The organism is Telluria sp. ZB2R32, from assembly GCF_059685715.1.
In genome coordinates this window covers 328,761-345,103 of record NZ_JCASIG010000001.1, presented here as the reverse complement: position 1 = coordinate 345,103, position 16,343 = coordinate 328,761, and the positions used below count along the sequence as shown (strand labels likewise).

The 16,343-nt window shown below is 66.6% G+C and carries 12 protein-coding genes and 1 pseudogene; all 13 read left to right on the top strand.

Annotated elements, in window-relative coordinates; genetic code table 11:
• The 13 genes and pseudogenes from AC56LG_RS01485 (at position 1) to galE (ending at position 16,255) form a co-directional block, all read left to right on the top strand.
• Positions 1–1,209, top strand: a complete 1,209-nt coding sequence (locus AC56LG_RS01485; RefSeq protein ID WP_497164366.1) for a glycosyltransferase family 4 protein — start codon at positions 1–3, stop codon at positions 1,207–1,209.
• Positions 1,199–1,972 (top strand): glycosyltransferase family 2 protein, encoded by a 774-nt coding sequence (locus AC56LG_RS01480; protein ID WP_497164365.1) that lies wholly within the window; start codon positions 1,199–1,201, stop codon positions 1,970–1,972. The genes AC56LG_RS01485 and AC56LG_RS01480 overlap by 11 nt, the downstream gene beginning before the upstream one ends.
• A gap of 217 nt (positions 1,973–2,189) precedes the next feature.
• Positions 2,190–2,321 (top strand): annotated as a pseudogene (locus tag AC56LG_RS01475) (IS607 family transposase); the annotation flags it as partial.
• A complete protein-coding gene (locus AC56LG_RS01470; RefSeq protein WP_497164364.1) occupies positions 2,318–3,517 on the top strand; it encodes an RNA-guided endonuclease InsQ/TnpB family protein in 1,200 nt (399 codons plus the stop codon). The pseudogene AC56LG_RS01475 and the gene AC56LG_RS01470, both read left to right, overlap by 4 nt.
• A gap of 339 nt (positions 3,518–3,856) precedes the next feature.
• Complete coding sequence (locus AC56LG_RS01465; protein WP_497164363.1) at positions 3,857–6,094, top strand: heparinase II/III domain-containing protein; 2,238 nt, start codon at positions 3,857–3,859, stop codon at positions 6,092–6,094.
• Between the two features lie 125 nt (positions 6,095–6,219).
• Entirely contained in the window at positions 6,220–7,104 is an 885-nt protein-coding gene (locus AC56LG_RS01460) for a beta-1,6-N-acetylglucosaminyltransferase (RefSeq protein WP_497164362.1), read from the top strand.
• A gap of 392 nt (positions 7,105–7,496) precedes the next feature.
• Positions 7,497–8,726 carry a glycosyltransferase gene (locus tag AC56LG_RS01455; protein ID WP_497164361.1) on the top strand — a complete coding sequence of 410 codons (1,230 nt, stop codon included), beginning with the start codon at positions 7,497–7,499 and terminating at the stop codon, positions 8,724–8,726.
• Complete coding sequence (locus AC56LG_RS01450) at positions 8,708–10,009, top strand: phenylacetate--CoA ligase family protein (protein ID WP_497164360.1); 1,302 nt, start codon at positions 8,708–8,710, stop codon at positions 10,007–10,009. The genes AC56LG_RS01455 and AC56LG_RS01450 overlap by 19 nt, the downstream gene beginning before the upstream one ends.
• 118 nt (positions 10,010–10,127) lie before the next feature.
• Positions 10,128–11,201, top strand: a complete 1,074-nt coding sequence (locus AC56LG_RS01445; RefSeq protein ID WP_497164359.1) for a glycosyltransferase family 4 protein — start codon at positions 10,128–10,130, stop codon at positions 11,199–11,201.
• The gene (locus AC56LG_RS01440; RefSeq protein WP_497164358.1) at positions 11,198–13,177 is read left to right on the top strand and encodes a heparinase II/III family protein; all 1,980 of its coding nucleotides are present in this window, start codon (positions 11,198–11,200) and stop codon (positions 13,175–13,177) included. The genes AC56LG_RS01445 and AC56LG_RS01440 overlap by 4 nt, the downstream gene beginning before the upstream one ends.
• Positions 13,178–13,225: 48 nt before the next feature.
• On the top strand, positions 13,226–14,344 hold the full coding sequence (gene wecB, locus AC56LG_RS01435; RefSeq protein ID WP_497164357.1) for a non-hydrolyzing UDP-N-acetylglucosamine 2-epimerase: 1,119 nt from the start codon (positions 13,226–13,228) through the stop codon (positions 14,342–14,344).
• Positions 14,345–14,352: 8 nt separating this feature from the next.
• Positions 14,353–15,102, top strand: coding sequence for a WecB/TagA/CpsF family glycosyltransferase (locus AC56LG_RS01430; RefSeq protein ID WP_497164356.1), 750 nt, complete (start codon positions 14,353–14,355; stop codon positions 15,100–15,102).
• 154 nt (positions 15,103–15,256) lie between these two features.
• Complete coding sequence (gene galE, locus AC56LG_RS01425; RefSeq protein ID WP_497164355.1) at positions 15,257–16,255, top strand: UDP-glucose 4-epimerase GalE; 999 nt, start codon at positions 15,257–15,259, stop codon at positions 16,253–16,255.
• The last annotated feature ends 88 nt before the right edge of the window (positions 16,256–16,343 follow it).

Sequence of the window (16,343 nt, the reverse complement as noted above, 5' to 3'; positions counted from 1 at the left end):
GTGCGCATCCTGCTCGTTTCGGAAGATTTGCCCGGCGCCCAGGTCGGCGGCCTCGGCAAGCACGTGGTCACGCTCGGCAATGCGCTGCTGGCGCGCGGCCACGTCGCCTGCATCCTCGGGCGCAGCGATTGTGGTCCCGACGGCGCCGGACAGATCGGCTTCGCCGGCCGCTTCGAACCCGGCTTCGGGTACGGCCACCAGGGCTGGAAGGAAAAGCAGCTGGGCGTGTTCAATCCGCTGAAGCGGCCGTTTTTCGCACGCCGGATCGCCGCCGCCATCGAGCGCCATGCCGCCGCCTTCGACGCCGTGCATTACCACGGTCACTTGCCGGCGGTCGGCCTGTACGTCGATCCGCAGGTCAATTTCGTGCAGACCCGCCACGACCAGGGCAGCGAATGCCTGGTGCACCTGCGCTTTCGCGCCGGCGCGGTGTGCACCACGCGCAATCCGCGCGACTGTGCGGCCTGCATCCGGCGCGATGCCGGCGCACTGCGCCGTGCGGTCACGGGCCTGGCCGTGGACGGCTACCGCCATGCCAGCGCGCGCGCCTTTGCCGCGCGCAAGACCGTGTTCGTGTCGGATTTCCTGCGCCGCCAGTTCCTGCGCGCGGTGCCGGGCGCCGACTTGCGGCGCTGCCGCGTGATTCCGAACTTCGTCGATTACGCCATGCTGCGCCGGGTCGCTGCCGCCGCGCCTCTGCCGCGGGCAGGGGAGGTGGCGCTGGTCGGGCGGATCGACTCCGGCAAGGGTTTTGGCGAATTCCTGGCCGCCGCCAGTGGACGCCTGCCGGCCCATGCCCGTATCAGCATCGCCGGCGACGGCCCCGAATGCGCGCCGCTGGAAGCACGTTTTGCGGCGCCCGCGGTGCGCTTTCTCGGCTGGCAACCGTATTCGGCGGCGCTCGCGCTGGCGGCGCGCAGCCACGCCTGCGTGGTGCCCTCGACCTGCGAGGAGGCGTGCAGTACCACCGTGCTCGAAGCGCTGGCGCTGGGCAAGCCGGTGCTGGCGCTGGCACGCGGCGGCACGCCGGAACTGGCCAGCTACCAGCAATACCCCGGACAGCTGCGCCTGGCCGACAGCATGCCGGAGCTGGTCGCGCGCCTGTGCACGACGCTGGAGACGCCGCCGCAACCGCCGCCGCCCGGCAATACCTTCGGCGCCGACGCCGCCCACATCCTCGACCGCCTGGTGGACCTGTATGAAGAATGAACCGCGATTTTCAATCGTCACCTGCACCTGGAACAGCGCCGCCACTCTGGGCGACACGCTGGCTTCGCTGCAGGCCCAGACCTGGCGCGACTTCGAGCATATCTTCGTCGACGGCGGCTCGCGCGACGGCACCCTCGACATGCTCGCCGCCTATGACGCCGACAAGCGCATCCTGCACGACGTCGGCGGCGGCATCAGCCGCGCCATGAACCGCGGCATCGAAGCCGCGCGCGGCGACATTGTCGCCCACCTGCATGCGGACGACTATTACGCCGGTCCCGAGGTGCTGGCGCAGGTGGCGCACGCCTTCGAAGCCAGCGGCGCGGCCTGGGTAGTCGGCAAGATCCAGGTGTTGAAGGAAGGACGCCTGCTGCCGCCATACCCGCTGCATCCCTTCAGCTACGCAGCCTACGCGGCAGGGCAGGCGACGATTCCCCATCCGGCCACGTTCGTGCGGCGCGAATGGTTCGGGCGCGTCGGCGGCTTCGACCCGGGTCTGCGCTATGCGATGGACATCGACCTCTGGCTGCGCTTGGCCGCCGCCGCACCGCCGGTCCAGCTGGACGCGACCCTGGCTGTGTTTCGCGAGCATGCCGGCAGCATCTCGACGCGCAACAAGGTGTGCGCCCGCGCCGAGGAATTCCGGGTGCGCAAGCGCCATGCGCACCGGGCGCCGCTGGCGTTCGCGGTGTATTGCATGCGTTACCTGAAACGCATGCACCGCGTGCGCAGGGTTTTTAGCAGTGAGCAAGAACTTAGTTGAAATATGCGCAGTCTTACGCATTGTGAGCAACATTGTACCCATCGGTACGGCCGCAAAGGCGCTCGGCGTCTCAACCAGCACCTTGCGGCGCTGAGAGGCCAGCAGACGACTGGTCCCAATCCGCACCGAGGGTAATCAACGCCGATACGACTTGGCTGCGCTGCGTCCCGAACTGCACCATGGGGCGCGGGCGTTTCACCGCACGATTGCCTATAGCTTCGAGGAAGAACTGGCAAACGATGTGCTGGAGATCATCACGGTGTTTTCGGCTCGGCTCTACGGTAGCCGCAGCCATCGGAACCAGAAGCTCATCGACGGTGTCAGACAAGCGGTGAAGGAGGCGCAATGATCCTGGCCCACCGTATCCGGCTCAATCCCAACAGGGTGCAGGCAACGCATCTGGCGCGTGCGGCCGGAACCGCGCGCTTCGCCTACAACTGGGCGCTGGCCGAATGGCAGCGGCAGTTCGAAGCATGCAAAGCCGACCCGGCCTTGCCGAAGCCGAATGAGGCGGCGCTGCGCCGCCAATTGAACGCCATCAAGCGCGCACAGTTTCCGTGGATGCTGGAGGTAACAAAGAATGCCTCGCAGATGGCGATCATCCAACTTGGCCGCGCCTTCCAGAATTTCTTCGAGAAACGGGCACGCTACCCGAGGTTCCGCCGCAAAGGGTTCAATGACCGCTTCACCTTGACCAACGACCTGTTTCGCGTCGATGGCAAACACATCCGTATTCCCAAACTCGGGTGGTTGAGAATGCGCGAAATCCTGCGATTCACGGGAAGGATCGTTTCCGCCTCCGTCTCGCGAAGGGCCGGCCACTGGTATGCCAGCATCACCGTCGACACCGAGAACGCACAGCTACCGCCAGCCAAAAACCAAGGCGCGGTAGGCATCGATTTCGGTGTGACGCACTTGGCCACCTTGTCGACAGGAGAAAAAGTTGCAGGACCGAAAGCACTGCGAACCTTGCTGGATCGATTGCGGCGCTTGTCACGCAGCCTGTCGCGCAAGGTTACAGGCTCTTGCAATCGCAAAAAAGCAAAGGCCAGACTGGCGCGTTTGCACGCCAGGATTGCCAACGTACGCGCGAACGGCTTGCACCAGCTCAGCACCAGTATCGTCCGGCGTTTTCATACCATCGGCATCGAGGACCTGCACGTCAAGGGTATGCTCGGCAACCGCTGCCTGTCGCGTACAATTGCCGACATGGGTTTTGCAGAACTACGCCGCCAACTTGTGTACAAAACGCAGCGGCGCGGTGGACAAGTAGTCGTTATCGACCGCTGGTACCCCAGCAGCAAAACCTGTTCCTGCTGCCGCTGCAAGCTTGAGGCACTTGGCCTGGCCATCCGTCAGTGGACATGCCCTGAATGCGCAGCGCTGCATGACCGCGACATCAACGCAGCAATTAATTTAAGAAATATGGCGGTGAGTTCCACCGTGTCAGCCTGTGGAGGGGAAGGCGCTGGCCTTGTGTGTGAAGCGCAGGACGAAACCAGCCCCAGCGAAGCAGGAATCCAGCGGAAAGTTAACGATGCTTAGCTTTGCGTAAGTCTGGGAGAACGGCAAGCGTGATTCCCGGCTGACAAGGCCTGTTGGTGCTTTGTCTTTGTGAACAAAACACAGGGGTTAGCAGTGTGAAATTCAGGGCAAACAACTGTGTTGCTCTGAGGTCAGATTTCCGTGATGCAAGCGAAAAAAGGATGAGTTCGCGAATAAAGTTGCCGTTGTTCAATTTCTTACTGCGGTAACATCATTTCGTTCGAACGGCGAGCTCTGCATAAGTTGTGCACCAGGCGCCGTTCCCAGCAGTGTGCGGACGGCCAGCCGGTCGCGTTGGCAGGTCCGCCGCACTCATCCATCGTTCTCGGAGCATCATTCATGAAATCCCATCTTCGGGGCCTGGTCCAGGCCCTTGCCCTGGCGTCGCTGTGTGCGCTGTCCCTGAATGCGCACGCGGACTGGGCCCAGGCAACCGATCCGCTGATCGTCCAGCCGGGTCCGGCGGGCGGCGCCGTCCAGGCGCAGAATCCGCCGGGCTTCACCTGGGCGCGCCACCCGGCCGGACCGGCCGCGTATGACATCGAAATCACCCCCGCCGGCGGCGCCCCGACCGTCGCCGTCGTCGAGCGCAACTGGTACCTGCCGGCCAAGGCGCTGCCGCTCGGTAATTACACCTGGCGCGTACGCCCGAGCGGCGGCGGCGACTGGTCGACGCCGCGCAGCTTCTCGCTGACGGCGCGCTCGACCGTGTTCGAAGTGCCGGACAACGCCACGCTGCGCACGCGCATCGCCGCCAAGGCGCGTCCGCGCGCCTTGCCGCCCTCGTTCACCCTGTATTCGACCTGGAGCGCGGGCAAGAAGGCCGAGCTCGATCCCTACGTCAGCCGCATGACCAACGAGATCAAGCTGCAGATCAATGCCTTGCCGGCGCTGAACGATGCGCGCTGGCCGATCACGATCGCCACGCCGCTGACGGCCGCCATGGCCTCGCAGCAGACCGACATCCGCCAGCGCATCAACGAAGCGAGCCGCCAATTGGAAGCGGCCGCGGCGATGTGGCGCATGAAGCGCGATCCGCTGTTCCTGAACGAAGCACTACGCAAGGGCGACCAGTTGGCCAGCCTCGACCCGAAAGGCCCGACCAGCTATGCCAACCAGGACCAGGCGACGCGCCAGATCTCGGTGTCGCTGATCAAGGCGGTCGACTCGCTCGCCGGCGACCTCGACGGCTCGCGCAAGGCGCGCTGGCTGGAAACGGTGCGCGTGCGCACCGAGGAAATCTACCGCAACCTGGCCGGCGACAATGGCCGCCTCGACCAGTACCCGTTCGATTCGCACGGCAATACGAGCCTGGTGTTCCTGGTGCTGATTTCCTCGCTGTCGCTGGGCGACATTCCGGAAGCGCAGAAGTGGTTCGACTTCTCGTTCCGCGCCTACGCCAACGCGCCGTCGCCATGGGCCGGCCCGGAAGGCGGCTTCGCCAACGGTACCGCCTATGCCGAATACGCGGCCGGCTACCTGGTGCAGCTGTGGGACCCGCTGACCCAGGCGACCGGCGTGAATTTCTACGCCAAGCCGTGGGCGCTCGGCTTCCTCGACTTCGCCACCCAGTTCACGCCGCCGGGCTCGAAGATCCACGCCTTCGGCGACGGTTCGGAAACCAAGCCCGACACCCGCGTGTTCCACGCCTTCGGTTCGCGCATGGTGTCGCCGCGCGCAGCCTGGTACGTTTCGAAACTGGGCGGCACCGAAGACACGCTGTCGCTGCTGCAGGCGCCGTACCCGATGCCGGTGGCCGACACCAAGACCCTGGCGCCGCCGTCGAACAGCGCGTATTACCCGAGCATCGGCTGGGTTGCCATGCACAGCGACATCGGCACCAGCGCGCGCAGCTCGCTGTTCTTCAAGTCCAGCCCCTACGGTTCGTTCAACCACAGCCACGGCGACCAGAACGGCCTGCTGCTGTCGGTGGCGGGACAGCCGCTGCTGGTGAAGGCGGGCTGGTACGACTGGTACGGTTCGCCGTACTGGACCGACTGGTACCACCAGACCCGCTCGCAGAACGCGATCACTTTTGATGGCGGCAAGGGCCAGCTGGTGAACGGCTACCGCGAGCAGCTGCAGCGCAACGGCAAGATCATCGGTTTCGCCGCCCAGCCGAGCTACGACTTCGCCGAAGGCGACGCCACCGCGGCCTACGGTGGCCAGCTGACGATGGCCAAGCGCCAGGTCTGGCACCTGCGTAACGCCAATAATGCGATCCTGGTGCGCGACCGCCTGTCGGCGACCGTGCCGCACACCTATGAATTCAACCTGCACGCCCCGGTGGCGATGACGGTGGAAAGCCCGGCCGCGGTGAAGATCGCCGTCAACGGCCAGTCGGTGTGCGTGCGTTCGCTCAACGGCGACGCCAGCTTCAAGCAGTGGATCGGGCCGGGCGCCAAGGCCAACGTGGTCGAAGACCATGGTGCCTTCTACCTGCCGAACGACGGCAAGTCGGTCGCCGAATTCCTGGTGCTGCTCGACGTCGGCTGCAAGCGGCCGGAAGTCAAGGTCAGTACATCCGGCACCGTGCGTACCGTCACTGTTGCGGGGCAAAGTGTCACGCTGAACTGAACGCGGGTGGGCTGCCAGCCTACGCTATAGTCGGTGCGCCTGACCGGTGCAGCGGCGTGTGATCAAAAACGTCCCCGCGGCCCGCGTGCTCCGGGGACGTTTTTTTGCGCTCGATGGTGGAGGCGATGAAACAGGTATTCCTGATCCATGCGCACAAGGACCTCGCCCAGCTCAATGCGCTGCTGGCGAGGCTGGCCGATCCGGACTTTATTCTCTACGTCCATCTCGACCGCAAGTGGAACGTCGATCCGGCCCGGGTCGATGCGCGTGCGCACCAGATCCGGCCACGCCGCGACGTGCGCTGGGGCGCGTTCAGCCAGGTGGAAGCGACACTGGCCTCGGTGCGCCACGTGCTCGCGCGCGAAGCCGCCTTCGACAAGCTGCTGTTTCTGTCGGCCCAGGATTATCCGCTGCTGTCGAATGCCGCCCTCAAGAAAGCCCTGGCGGCGCTCGCGGGTGTCGAACTGATCGACACCGTGCCGCTCGGCCCGCAGGGCTGGGCGGCCAATTACCGCTACGAATATTTTTATCGGGAGGGCAGCGCCTTGCCGCTGCGTATGGTGCTGGCGTTGGCCAACCGCAGCCTGCGCCTGCTGGGGCGCACGCGCCGCTTCCCCGCCGGCCTGCAACCCTGGGGCGGCTCGACCTGGTGGACGCTGTCGCGCCCCTGCCTGGCCGAGTTGCTCGAGCAGGCCGCGCGCCGTCCGGAACTGGCGCGTTTCTTTCGCACCGTGTTGTGCGCTGACGAAATGTTTTTCCAGACCCTGGTGATGGCCTCGTCCGCCCGGCAGCGCGTCCTGGGGCGCAACTACCGCTATGTGCAGTGGCCGGACGGCAGCATGCGTAGCCCGCAGGTGCTGGTCGAGGCCGATGTCGAGCGGGTGTGTGCTTCCGGCGCCCATTTCTGCCGCAAGTTGGAGAGTGGCAGCAGCGATGGGTTGCGGGCGCGGCTCGATGAGGCTGCCTCGGATACGGGCAGCCTGCAGGGGGGCGGGGAGAAACAGCAGTAACTGTCATACCGTTCAGTCGAGCCCAAGCGAACAGTCTCCCTGCGCCAAGCCTTGCCGCACTGTCCGAATTTCGTTAATCGTAGGGTGGACTCCCGAGTCCACGCGTTCGCACCTTTGCATATCCCGGCGCTCGGGAGAACCTTTACGCATGCGCTTCGGGGTTACGCGGCGCTTTCGTGATGCATATGCTGCAACGCGTGGACTCGGGAGTCCACCCTACGGATCGCGACAATGCGGCCGGCACGGATACGGGCAGCCTGCAGGGTGAGAAAGCAGTAGCCAGCCACCCCTCCTTGATCGCCCTCAATCGCGCGCCCCGCGCGCTTGCCCCGCGGCGGGCCGGATTTCGCAAGGCCTGCGCTAGTATCGACGCGACACCTCGACAGGCTCCCATGCGCACCCGCTCGTTCTCGATTGCCTTCATCGTCCGCGACCCGCTGCCGCCGCTGCGCGCCGACGTCGCGACCCTGTTCGGCGCCGAGATGCCGCGCCACGGCGTGTTCACCGAGCTGGTGGGGCAGGGCGGGGAAGCGGGAGGCAAACCCTGGGATGGCGGCGGCATGCACGTCGTCGGCAGCCTGAAAAACCGCTTCGCCAGCCTGCTCGCGCCGCTGTGGGATGCGCTCGGCCTGCTGCGCGCCTGGCGCCGCGAGCGTCCCGACTGCATCCAGGTGCGCGACAAGGTCGCCAGCGCGCTGCTGGGCCTGCTTGCAGCGCGCCTGCGGCGCATCCCGTTCGTCTACTGGATGTCGTTTCCGATCGTCGAAGGTTTTGAAACGCGCCGCGCCGCCATGGCGGAGCAGCGCCGTTGGGTGGCCTGGCTTGGGCATGCGCTGCGCGCCGCGCTCGCGCGTCCTGTCGTTTATCGGCTGGTGCTGCCGCGCGCCGACCACGTGTTCGTCCAGAGCGACGCGATGCGCGACTGGCTCGCCCGGCGCGGCATCGCCTTCGAGCGCATGACGCCGGTGCCGATGGGCGTCGACGCCGCCGTGTTCGACCGCGCCGCCATCGTCCCCAGCCGCGATCCGCGCCTGGCCGGCCGGCGTGTCGTACTCTACCTGGGGCGCGTGGCGCAGTCGCGCCGCTCCGACTTCCTGCTCGACGTAATCGCCTGCCTGCGCGCGCAACTGCCCGAAGCCTTGCTGGTGATCGCCGGCGAAGCGCCCTCGACGGACGAAATGATCTGGATGCGCACCGCCATCGCGACGCGCGGCCTGTCTCACCACGTGCTGCTGACCGGCTGGCTGCAGCAGGCGGATGCGCTCGGCTATGCGGTGCGTGCCGAAGTGGGCCTGTCGCCGATTCCGCGCGGGGCGCTGTTCGACGTCTCGTCGCCGACCAAGCTGGTCGAATACCTGGCCCTTGGCATTCCCGGCGTGGCCAACGACATCCCCGACCAGCAGCGCGTGATCGAAGACAGCGGCGCCGGCCTGTGCGTGCCGATGCAGGCCGAAGCGTTTGCCGCCGCCACCTTGCGCCTGCTGCGCGAACCCGAACTTGCCGCACGCTGTGCCAGCCGCGGCCCACCCTGGGTAGCGGCGCACCGCACCTACGGCGTCCTGGCGCAGGGCGTCGCCCGTGCCTACCAGCGCATCCTGGCGCCATGTGGACCCGGTCGCTGAAAGCCACGCTGCGCTCGTTCGCGCGCACGCTGCTGCGCGGCCTGTGGGGCCGCTTGCTGGTCTACCCGCGCCTGGCACGCCACGAGCGTTCGGCCGAAGACTTGAATCGGTACATTGCCGAGCGCGCGCGGCGCCTGGGCGTCGCCGTCGCGGCGGACGGCACCCGGCTGCGCCTTGCTGATACGCACGACTCGCAGGGCGCGCACGGTCCGTTCACGACCAAGACCATGCTGCGCGAGCACCCGGAACGCTTCCTGCGGCCGCGCACGCCCGGTTCGCCCCTGCGCGCGACGATTCGCACCAGCGGCACCTCGGGCACGCCGCTGTCGCTGGTGCAGACCCTGGGCGCCGTCATCCGCGAAGAGGGCTTCGTGCAGCGCCAGCTGCGCTGGATCGGCTGGCGCCCGGGCGAGCGGCGCGCCTGGATCCGCGGCGACATCGTCTGTGCCGACCGCCCGCCGGACGGGCGCTACTGGTGCCACGACCGCTGGGGAAGGATGCTGCTGATGTCTTCGTATCATCTGTCGGAAGCGACCATCGGCGCCTATGTCGATGCGCTGGAAGCCTACGACCCGGTCGTGCTGCATGCCTACCCGTCGTCGGTGGCGGCGCTGGCCGCCTGGCTCGATGCGCACGGCCGGCGTTACCGGGGACGGGCGCTGCGCGGCGTGCTGACCTCGTCGGAAACGCTCGAGCCCGGCGTGCGCACGCTGGTCGAGCGCAGCTTCGGAGTGCGCGTGTTCGACTGGTACGGACAGGCCGAGCGGGTCGTGGCGATCGGCACCTGCGAGGCGGGCAGTTACCACGTGCTGACCGATTACGGCGGCGTCGAGCTGCTGGCCGGCGCGGACGGTACGTATGAGCTCGTCGGCACCACGCTGAACAACCCGGCCATGCCGCTGGCGCGCTACCGCACCGGCGACCGCGTCGTGCCGGGCGATGGCCGGCCGTGCGCCTGCGGCCGCGTGTTTCCGACCGTGGCCAGGGTGATCGGGCGCCAGGAACGCAGCATCCATTTGCCGGACGGGCGCATCGTGACACGCCTCGACCGTGTGTTCCAGGGGCATGACCGGCACCTGATCGAGGGCCAGGTGTTGTATGGGAACGACGGCCGTTTCCGCTTGCGCATCGTCGCCACCCCAGGCTTTACGCCCGCGCACGAGGCCGATTTGATCGCTGCCTTCCTGCTGCGCGTGCCCGGCGTGGAGGTAGGGGTGGAGCGGGTTACGGCAATTGCACGCGGACCCAACGGAAAGTTCGAATTTATCGCGCTCGAGGGCTGAACCGTGCGCGGAAAGGGCAACTGATAATGTATGATCGAAATATTGTGCCTTTATCAAGAATAGTGAACACGCCTCCCACCACCAGATCGTCGGACCCCCGTGCTGCCGGAGTTCGCGCATGAAAGCGCGCGCGCCGCGCATCCTGATGCTGGGTACCGCACCCGAGGGGCGGGGTGGTGTGGCGGCGCTGGTGGCGGCATTGCGTGCGGAAGGCCTGTTCGAGCGGGCGCAGGTGCGCTACGTCAGCACCCACCGCGAAGGCCGCCCGCTGGCCAAGCTGGCAGCGGCGGCGCGCGGTGGCTGGCAAACCTTGCAGGCTTGCCTGTTTCGGCGCCCGGCCATCGTGCACGCGCATGCGGCCTCGCACGCCAGCTTTGCGCGCAAGTCGCTGCTGCTGTGGCTGGCGCGCTGCGCCGGCTGCCAGACCATTTTCCACCTGCACGGCGGCGGTTTCCGCCAGTTCGCCACCCATGAATCGGGCGCCCTGATGCGGCGCTGGATCCGCCATACGCTCGAGCGCAGCTCGCTCGTGATCGCCCTCACCGAAGGCTGGGCCGGCTTTCTGCGCGGCTTCGCCCCGCGTGCGCGCGTGACGGTGGTGCCGAACGCGGTGCCGCTGCCGGCAAGCACGGGTCAAAACGCCGAGCCGGGCCGCATCCTGTTCCTCGGCCGCGTCGAGGCCGCCAAGGGCGTGGCCGAGTTGCTCGACGCCATTGCGCTGCTGGCGCCGCGTTTTCCGGAACTGCACCTGGTGCTGGCCGGCAATGGCGACCTGGACGCCTGGCGCCGCGCCGCGCTCGAACGCGGCATCGAGGGGCGGGTCACGTTGACCGGCTGGCTCGACGCCGCCGCCCGCACCGCGCAACTGGCACGGGCGAGCGTGTTCTGCCTGCCCTCGCACGCCGAAGGCTTGCCGATGGCATTGCTGGAAGCCATGGCGGCCGGCAAGGCCGTGGTGGCGAGCGCCGTCGGCGGGATTCCCGATGCCCTGCGCGGCGGCGAGAACGGCTTGCTGGTACCCGCGCACGATAGCGCCGCGCTCGCTGCCGCATTGGCAAGTATGCTGGCGGATGCCGGCCTGCGGCAAAGGCTGGGCGAACGCGCGCGCGCCACGGTGGCGCGGCACTATTCAACCGAAGCGGTATGCGGCCGGCTGGCTGCGATCTACAACGACCTGGTGGGGAATCGATGAGTGCTACAGTACGCATGGTTTGGTGGGTGAATCGTCTGCGCTGCATGTCGGTGGCCGAGATCGGCTACCGCGTGCGCCGGATGGCACGCACGAAAATGGCCCGTGGGGCCGCCTTGCGTGCCGTATCGCCAACAACAGCCACGGCAGCGGCCTTGCCGCGCACACGCAGCTTCAACGTCCGCGGCGCCCCGGCGCTGGGCCTGGCCCAGGTCGACGCCCTGCTGGCCGAAGCCGACCGCATCTGCGCCGGCCACGTCGTGCTGTTCGCCGACCGCAGTTTCGACGTCGGCGTGCCGACCGTCTGGAACCGCGACCCGGACAGCGGCGTCACCGGCCCCTCGGTGTTTGCCGGCGACATCGCCATCGACAACCCGGAACTGGTTGGCGACATCAAGCACGTCTGGGAACTGAACCGCCACCTGCACCTCGTGCGCCTGGCGCAAGCCTGGAGCGTCAGCGGCGACGTGCGCTGGCTGCATGCGCTCGAGCAGCAGCTGCGCAGCTGGCTCGACCAGTGTCCGCCGCTGAACGGCCCCAACTGGACCAGCCCGATGGAGCTGGGCATCCGCCTGATCAACTGGGCGCTGCTGTGGCAACTGGTGGGCGGCGAGGCGAGCACGCTGTTTGCCGGCGAATCGGGCCAGCGCCTGCGCACCGACTGGTTGGATAGCATCCACGCCCATTGCCGCACCATCTCGCGCAACCTGTCGCGCCACTCCTCGGCCAACAACCACCTGATCGGCGAACTGGCCGGCCTGTTCGTGGCGAGCTCGGTCTGGCCCTGCTGGAAGGCGTCGGGCGCCTGGATGGAACAGGCGCGGCGCGAACTCGAGCAGCAGGCGCGCCTGCAGTATTCGCTCGACGGCGTCAACCGCGAGCAAGCCTTTGGCTACCACGTGTTCTCGGCCGAGTTCCTGTTCGTGGCGGGACTGGTGGGCCAGGCCTGCGACGTGGCGTTTTCGCGCACCTACTGGAGCGTGCTGCAGCGCGCGCTGCGTTTCCTGCGCTCGGTGCGCGACGTCGGCGGCCACGTGCCGATGGTCGGCGACAGCGACGACGGCAGCGTGTTCCGCCTCGATGCCGCCGGCAGCGACCGCGCGGCGCAGCTGCTGGCCCTGGGCGAAACCGTGTTCGGCGGCCAGCCGTCCGATCACCCGGGCGTGCGCTGGCTGCTGCATGCGCTGCCCGGCAAGCGGCCCGATGCCGACCCGCACGAGTCCGACACGGGCTGGTCCTTCCCCGACGGCGGCTACCTGCTGTTCGGCTCGCATTTCGGCGAAGAGAACGAAATCAAGGGCATGCTCGATTGCGGCCCGCTCGGCTACCTCGGCATCGCGGCGCACGGCCATGCCGACGCGCTGTCGATGACGCTGTCGGTGGCCGGGGAGCAAGTGCTGGTCGATCCGGGCACCTATTCGTACTGGCAGGAACAGAAGTGGCGCGATTATTTCCGCGGCACCTCGGCCCACAACACGGTGCGCGTGGACGGGCGCGACCAGTCGGTCTCGGGCGGGCGCTTCATGTGGCTGCGCAAGGCGCGCGCGGCCATCGAGCGCATGCCGGCTTCGCCCCATGAATTCGATTTCCGCGGCTCGCACGACGGCTATACGCGCTTTGCGGATCCGGTGCGCCACCTGCGCAGCGTGCGTTACGACGCCGCCAGCAGCACACTCGTCGTGCGCGACGAGGTGGCCGCGAAACGGGCCCATCCGCTCGAACTGTTCTGGCACTTTGCGCCGGAATTGAACGTGCGCCTGACCAGCACCGGCCTGCACGTGCGCGGCAAGCGCTTCGCGCTGCAGATGCACGCCACCGGCGCCGACCTGAAGCTCGAACTGGTACGCGGCGCCGAGAACCCGCCGCTGGGCTGGTATTCGCGCTGCTACGAATCGAAGGAGCCGAGCGACGTGCTGCGTATCTCAACCGTATCGTCCGCCGTTCCGGTGGAATGCAGGTTTACAATAACGTTTTTTTAATGTTGTCCGTTTTCCATAATTATTACAGCGGTATAGGGAAGTCTGAACATGCTCATTTATCTGGTCGCGGGCGCGAGGCCCAATTTCATGAAGATCGCGCCGATCGTGCGTGCGCTGCAGGCGCAGTCGGCACTGTCGTTCAAGATCATCCACACCGGTCAGCACTATGACCGCGAGATGAACGACGTCTTCTTCGAGGAACTCGGCATTCCGCAACCGGACGTCTTCATGGCCGCCGGCGGCGGCAGCCATGCCCAGCAGACGGCAAAAATCATGGTCGGCTTCGAAGAGTTGTGCATGGCCGAACGTCCGGCCGCCGTGCTGGTCGTGGGCGACGTCAACTCCACGCTGGCCTGCTCGATCGTCGCCAAGAAACTCAACATCCCGGTCGCCCACGTCGAGGCCGGCCTGCGCAGCGGCGACATGTCGATGCCCGAGGAAATCAACCGCCTGGTGACCGACAGCATTTCCGACTGGTTCTTCGTCACCGAACCGGCGGCGCTCGAACACCTCAAGCGCGAAGGCAAGCCCGATTCGGCGGTGCACTACGTCGGCCACGTGATGGTCGACAATGTGCTGTTCCAGGCGGACAAGCTCACCCACGCCGATACCTCCGGCTTCGAGACCGCCGCGTTCAAAGCAACGGCGCAGCAAAACGGTGGACGCTACGGCGTCGTCACCATGCACCGCCCGAGCAATGTCGACGACCCGGTCATGTTCGCCCGCATCGCCGGCGCCCTGAAGGAAATCGCAAGCGAACTGCCGCTGATCTTCCCGGTGCACCCGCGCACCCGCGCCAACATCGAAAAATTCGGCATCGACCTGGGACCGAACGTGACCCTGGCCGGCCCGCAAGCCTACATGGCCTTCCTCAACCTGTGGAAGGACGCAGCCGTGGTGCTGACCGATTCCGGCGGCCTGCAGGAAGAAACCACGGCCCTGGGCGTGCCGTGCGTGACCATCCGCGAGAATACCGAGCGTCCGGTGACGGTCGACGAGGGTTCCAACGTGCTGGCCGGCACCGATCCCGAGAAGATCATGCTGGAAGCGCGCAAGGTCTTGCGCGGCGAAGGCAAGCAGGGCCGCCGCCCGCACCTGTGGGACGGCAAGGCCGCCGAGCGCATCGTCGAAGTATTGGCACGTGAATTAGCGCTGAAAGCCGCCTAGGAACCACAATGACCCCCGCCATCACGATGATGGGCTGCAGGATCGACAATCTGTCGATGGAGGAAACCCTCTGCCGTATCGAGGAATTCATCCGCTCCGGCCAGCCTCATCAGCACGTGGTGGTGAACGTGGACAAGCTGGTCAAGGCCAGCCGCGACGCCGAACTGCGGCGCATCATCAATGCCTGCGCCCTGGTCAACGTCGACGGCATGCCGGTGGTGTGGGCATCGCGCCTGCTGGGCAAGCCCCTGAAGGAGCGCGTCGCCGGCGTCGACCTGTTCGAGGCGCTGATGCGCAGGGCGGGCGAGCGCGGCTGGCGCGTGTTCCTGCTGGGAGCGCGTGCCGAGGTGGTGGCCGCGCTGGCCGATACCTATGCGCACCGTTATCCGCAGCTGGCGATTGCCGGCTGGCGCGACGGCTACTGGCGGGGCGAAGCGGAAGAAGCAGCGGTGGCCGCTCAGGTACGCGACAGCCGCGCCGACCTGCTGTTCGTGGCGATGGGTTCGCCCAGGAAGGAACAATTTCTCCGGCGCTGGCAGGACACCATGCGCGTGCCGTTCGCGATGGGTGTGGGCGGCACCTTCGACGTCGCGATCGGCCGCGTGAAACGGGCGCCGCGCTGGATGCAGCGCGCCGGACTGGAATGGTTTTACCGTTTTTTGCAGGAACCGCGGCGCATGTTCCGCCGGTATTTTATCGAGGACATGGCCTTCGTCTGGCTGCTGGTCAAGGAAGCGGCGCAGGGGCGCCGGCATTGAATACATAAAAAGCGTTCCACAGGGGCGCCATCCGAAGCAGGGAAGAAGGCGGCTCTTGAAAGCCGCTACCGAAGGACAAGAGGGGGACGGTTTCCAAAAAGCCGTTCTGGAGCGCCGAAACAGGCGCGCAATATTTGTGAAGAGAGTGACGACAATGAAGATTCTGGTTACTGGCGGCGTGGGCTATATCGGTTCCCATACCGTCGTCGAGTTGCAAAATGCCGGGTACGACGTGGTCGTGGTCGACAATCTCTCCAACGCCCAGCGCTCGGTCCAAGAGCAAGTGCAAAAGATTACCGGCAAGTCGTTCGCGTTCGTCGACGCCGACATCCGCGACCGCGCCGCCATGGAAGCGGCCTTTGCCGCCCACAAGGTCGACGCGGTGATCCATTTCGCCGGCCTGAAAGCGGTCGGCGAATCGGTGGCGCAGCCGCTGCGCTACTACGACAACAACGTGTCGGGCAGCGTGGTGCTGTTCGAGACGATGGCGAAATTCGGTGTCAAGACGCTGGTCTTCAGCTCCTCGGCCACCGTCTACGGCGATCCGGCCTCGGTGCCGATCACCGAGGATTTCCCGCTGTCGGCCACCAATCCCTACGGCCGCAGCAAGCTGATGATCGAAGACATCCTGCGCGACCTGGTGAAGGCCGAGCCGGACTGGCGTATCGCGCTGCTGCGCTACTTCAACCCGGTGGGCGCCCATGAAAGCGGGCTGATCGGCGAATCGCCGTCCGGCATCCCGAACAACCTGGTGCCCTACATCGCCCAGGTCGCCACCGGCCAGCGCGAAAAGCTGTCGGTATTCGGCGGCGATTACCCGACCCCGGACGGCACCGGCATGCGCGACTACATCCACGTCGTCGACCTGTCGATCGGCCACGTGAAAACGCTGGACAAGCTGGCGCAGGGGCCGGGCCTGGTGACCTATAACCTCGGCACCGGCCGTGGCAACAGCGTGCTGGAAATGGTACGCGCCTTCGAAGCGGCCAGCGGCCGGCCGATCGCCTACCAGATCGTCGACCGCCGTCCGGGCGACATCGCCAAGTGCTATGCCGATCCGGCGCGCGCACGCGACGAACTGGGCTGGGTGGCCACGCGCGACGTCGCGCAGATGTGCACCGACACCTGGCGCTACCAGACTTCGAATCACTAATCACTAGTCACTAGTCACCAACGTAACAGGGCCTCGAGCGACCGGCGCGCAGCAGGTCGGTGGAGGCCCCACCAAAGGGCGGTTGAAA

What these genes read in the sequence shown, in the direction of transcription:
- AC56LG_RS01480 (WP_497164365.1), top strand. Translation starts at nt 1,199, where the DNA reads ATGAAGAATGAACCGCGATTTTCAATCGTCACCTGCACCTGGAACAGC.
- AC56LG_RS01470 (WP_497164364.1), top strand. Translation starts at nt 2,318, where the DNA reads ATGATCCTGGCCCACCGTATCCGGCTCAATCCCAACAGGGTGCAGGCA.
- AC56LG_RS01465 (WP_497164363.1), top strand. Translation starts at nt 3,857, where the DNA reads ATGAAATCCCATCTTCGGGGCCTGGTCCAGGCCCTTGCCCTGGCGTCG.
- AC56LG_RS01460 (WP_497164362.1), top strand. Translation starts at nt 6,220, where the DNA reads ATGAAACAGGTATTCCTGATCCATGCGCACAAGGACCTCGCCCAGCTC.
- AC56LG_RS01455 (WP_497164361.1), top strand. Translation starts at nt 7,497, where the DNA reads ATGCGCACCCGCTCGTTCTCGATTGCCTTCATCGTCCGCGACCCGCTG.
- AC56LG_RS01450 (WP_497164360.1), top strand. Translation starts at nt 8,708, where the DNA reads ATGTGGACCCGGTCGCTGAAAGCCACGCTGCGCTCGTTCGCGCGCACG.
- AC56LG_RS01445 (WP_497164359.1), top strand. Translation starts at nt 10,128, where the DNA reads ATGAAAGCGCGCGCGCCGCGCATCCTGATGCTGGGTACCGCACCCGAG.
- AC56LG_RS01440 (WP_497164358.1), top strand. Translation starts at nt 11,198, where the DNA reads ATGAGTGCTACAGTACGCATGGTTTGGTGGGTGAATCGTCTGCGCTGC.
- wecB (WP_497164357.1), top strand. Translation starts at nt 13,226, where the DNA reads ATGCTCATTTATCTGGTCGCGGGCGCGAGGCCCAATTTCATGAAGATC.
- AC56LG_RS01430 (WP_497164356.1), top strand. Translation starts at nt 14,353, where the DNA reads ATGACCCCCGCCATCACGATGATGGGCTGCAGGATCGACAATCTGTCG.
- galE (WP_497164355.1), top strand. Translation starts at nt 15,257, where the DNA reads ATGAAGATTCTGGTTACTGGCGGCGTGGGCTATATCGGTTCCCATACC.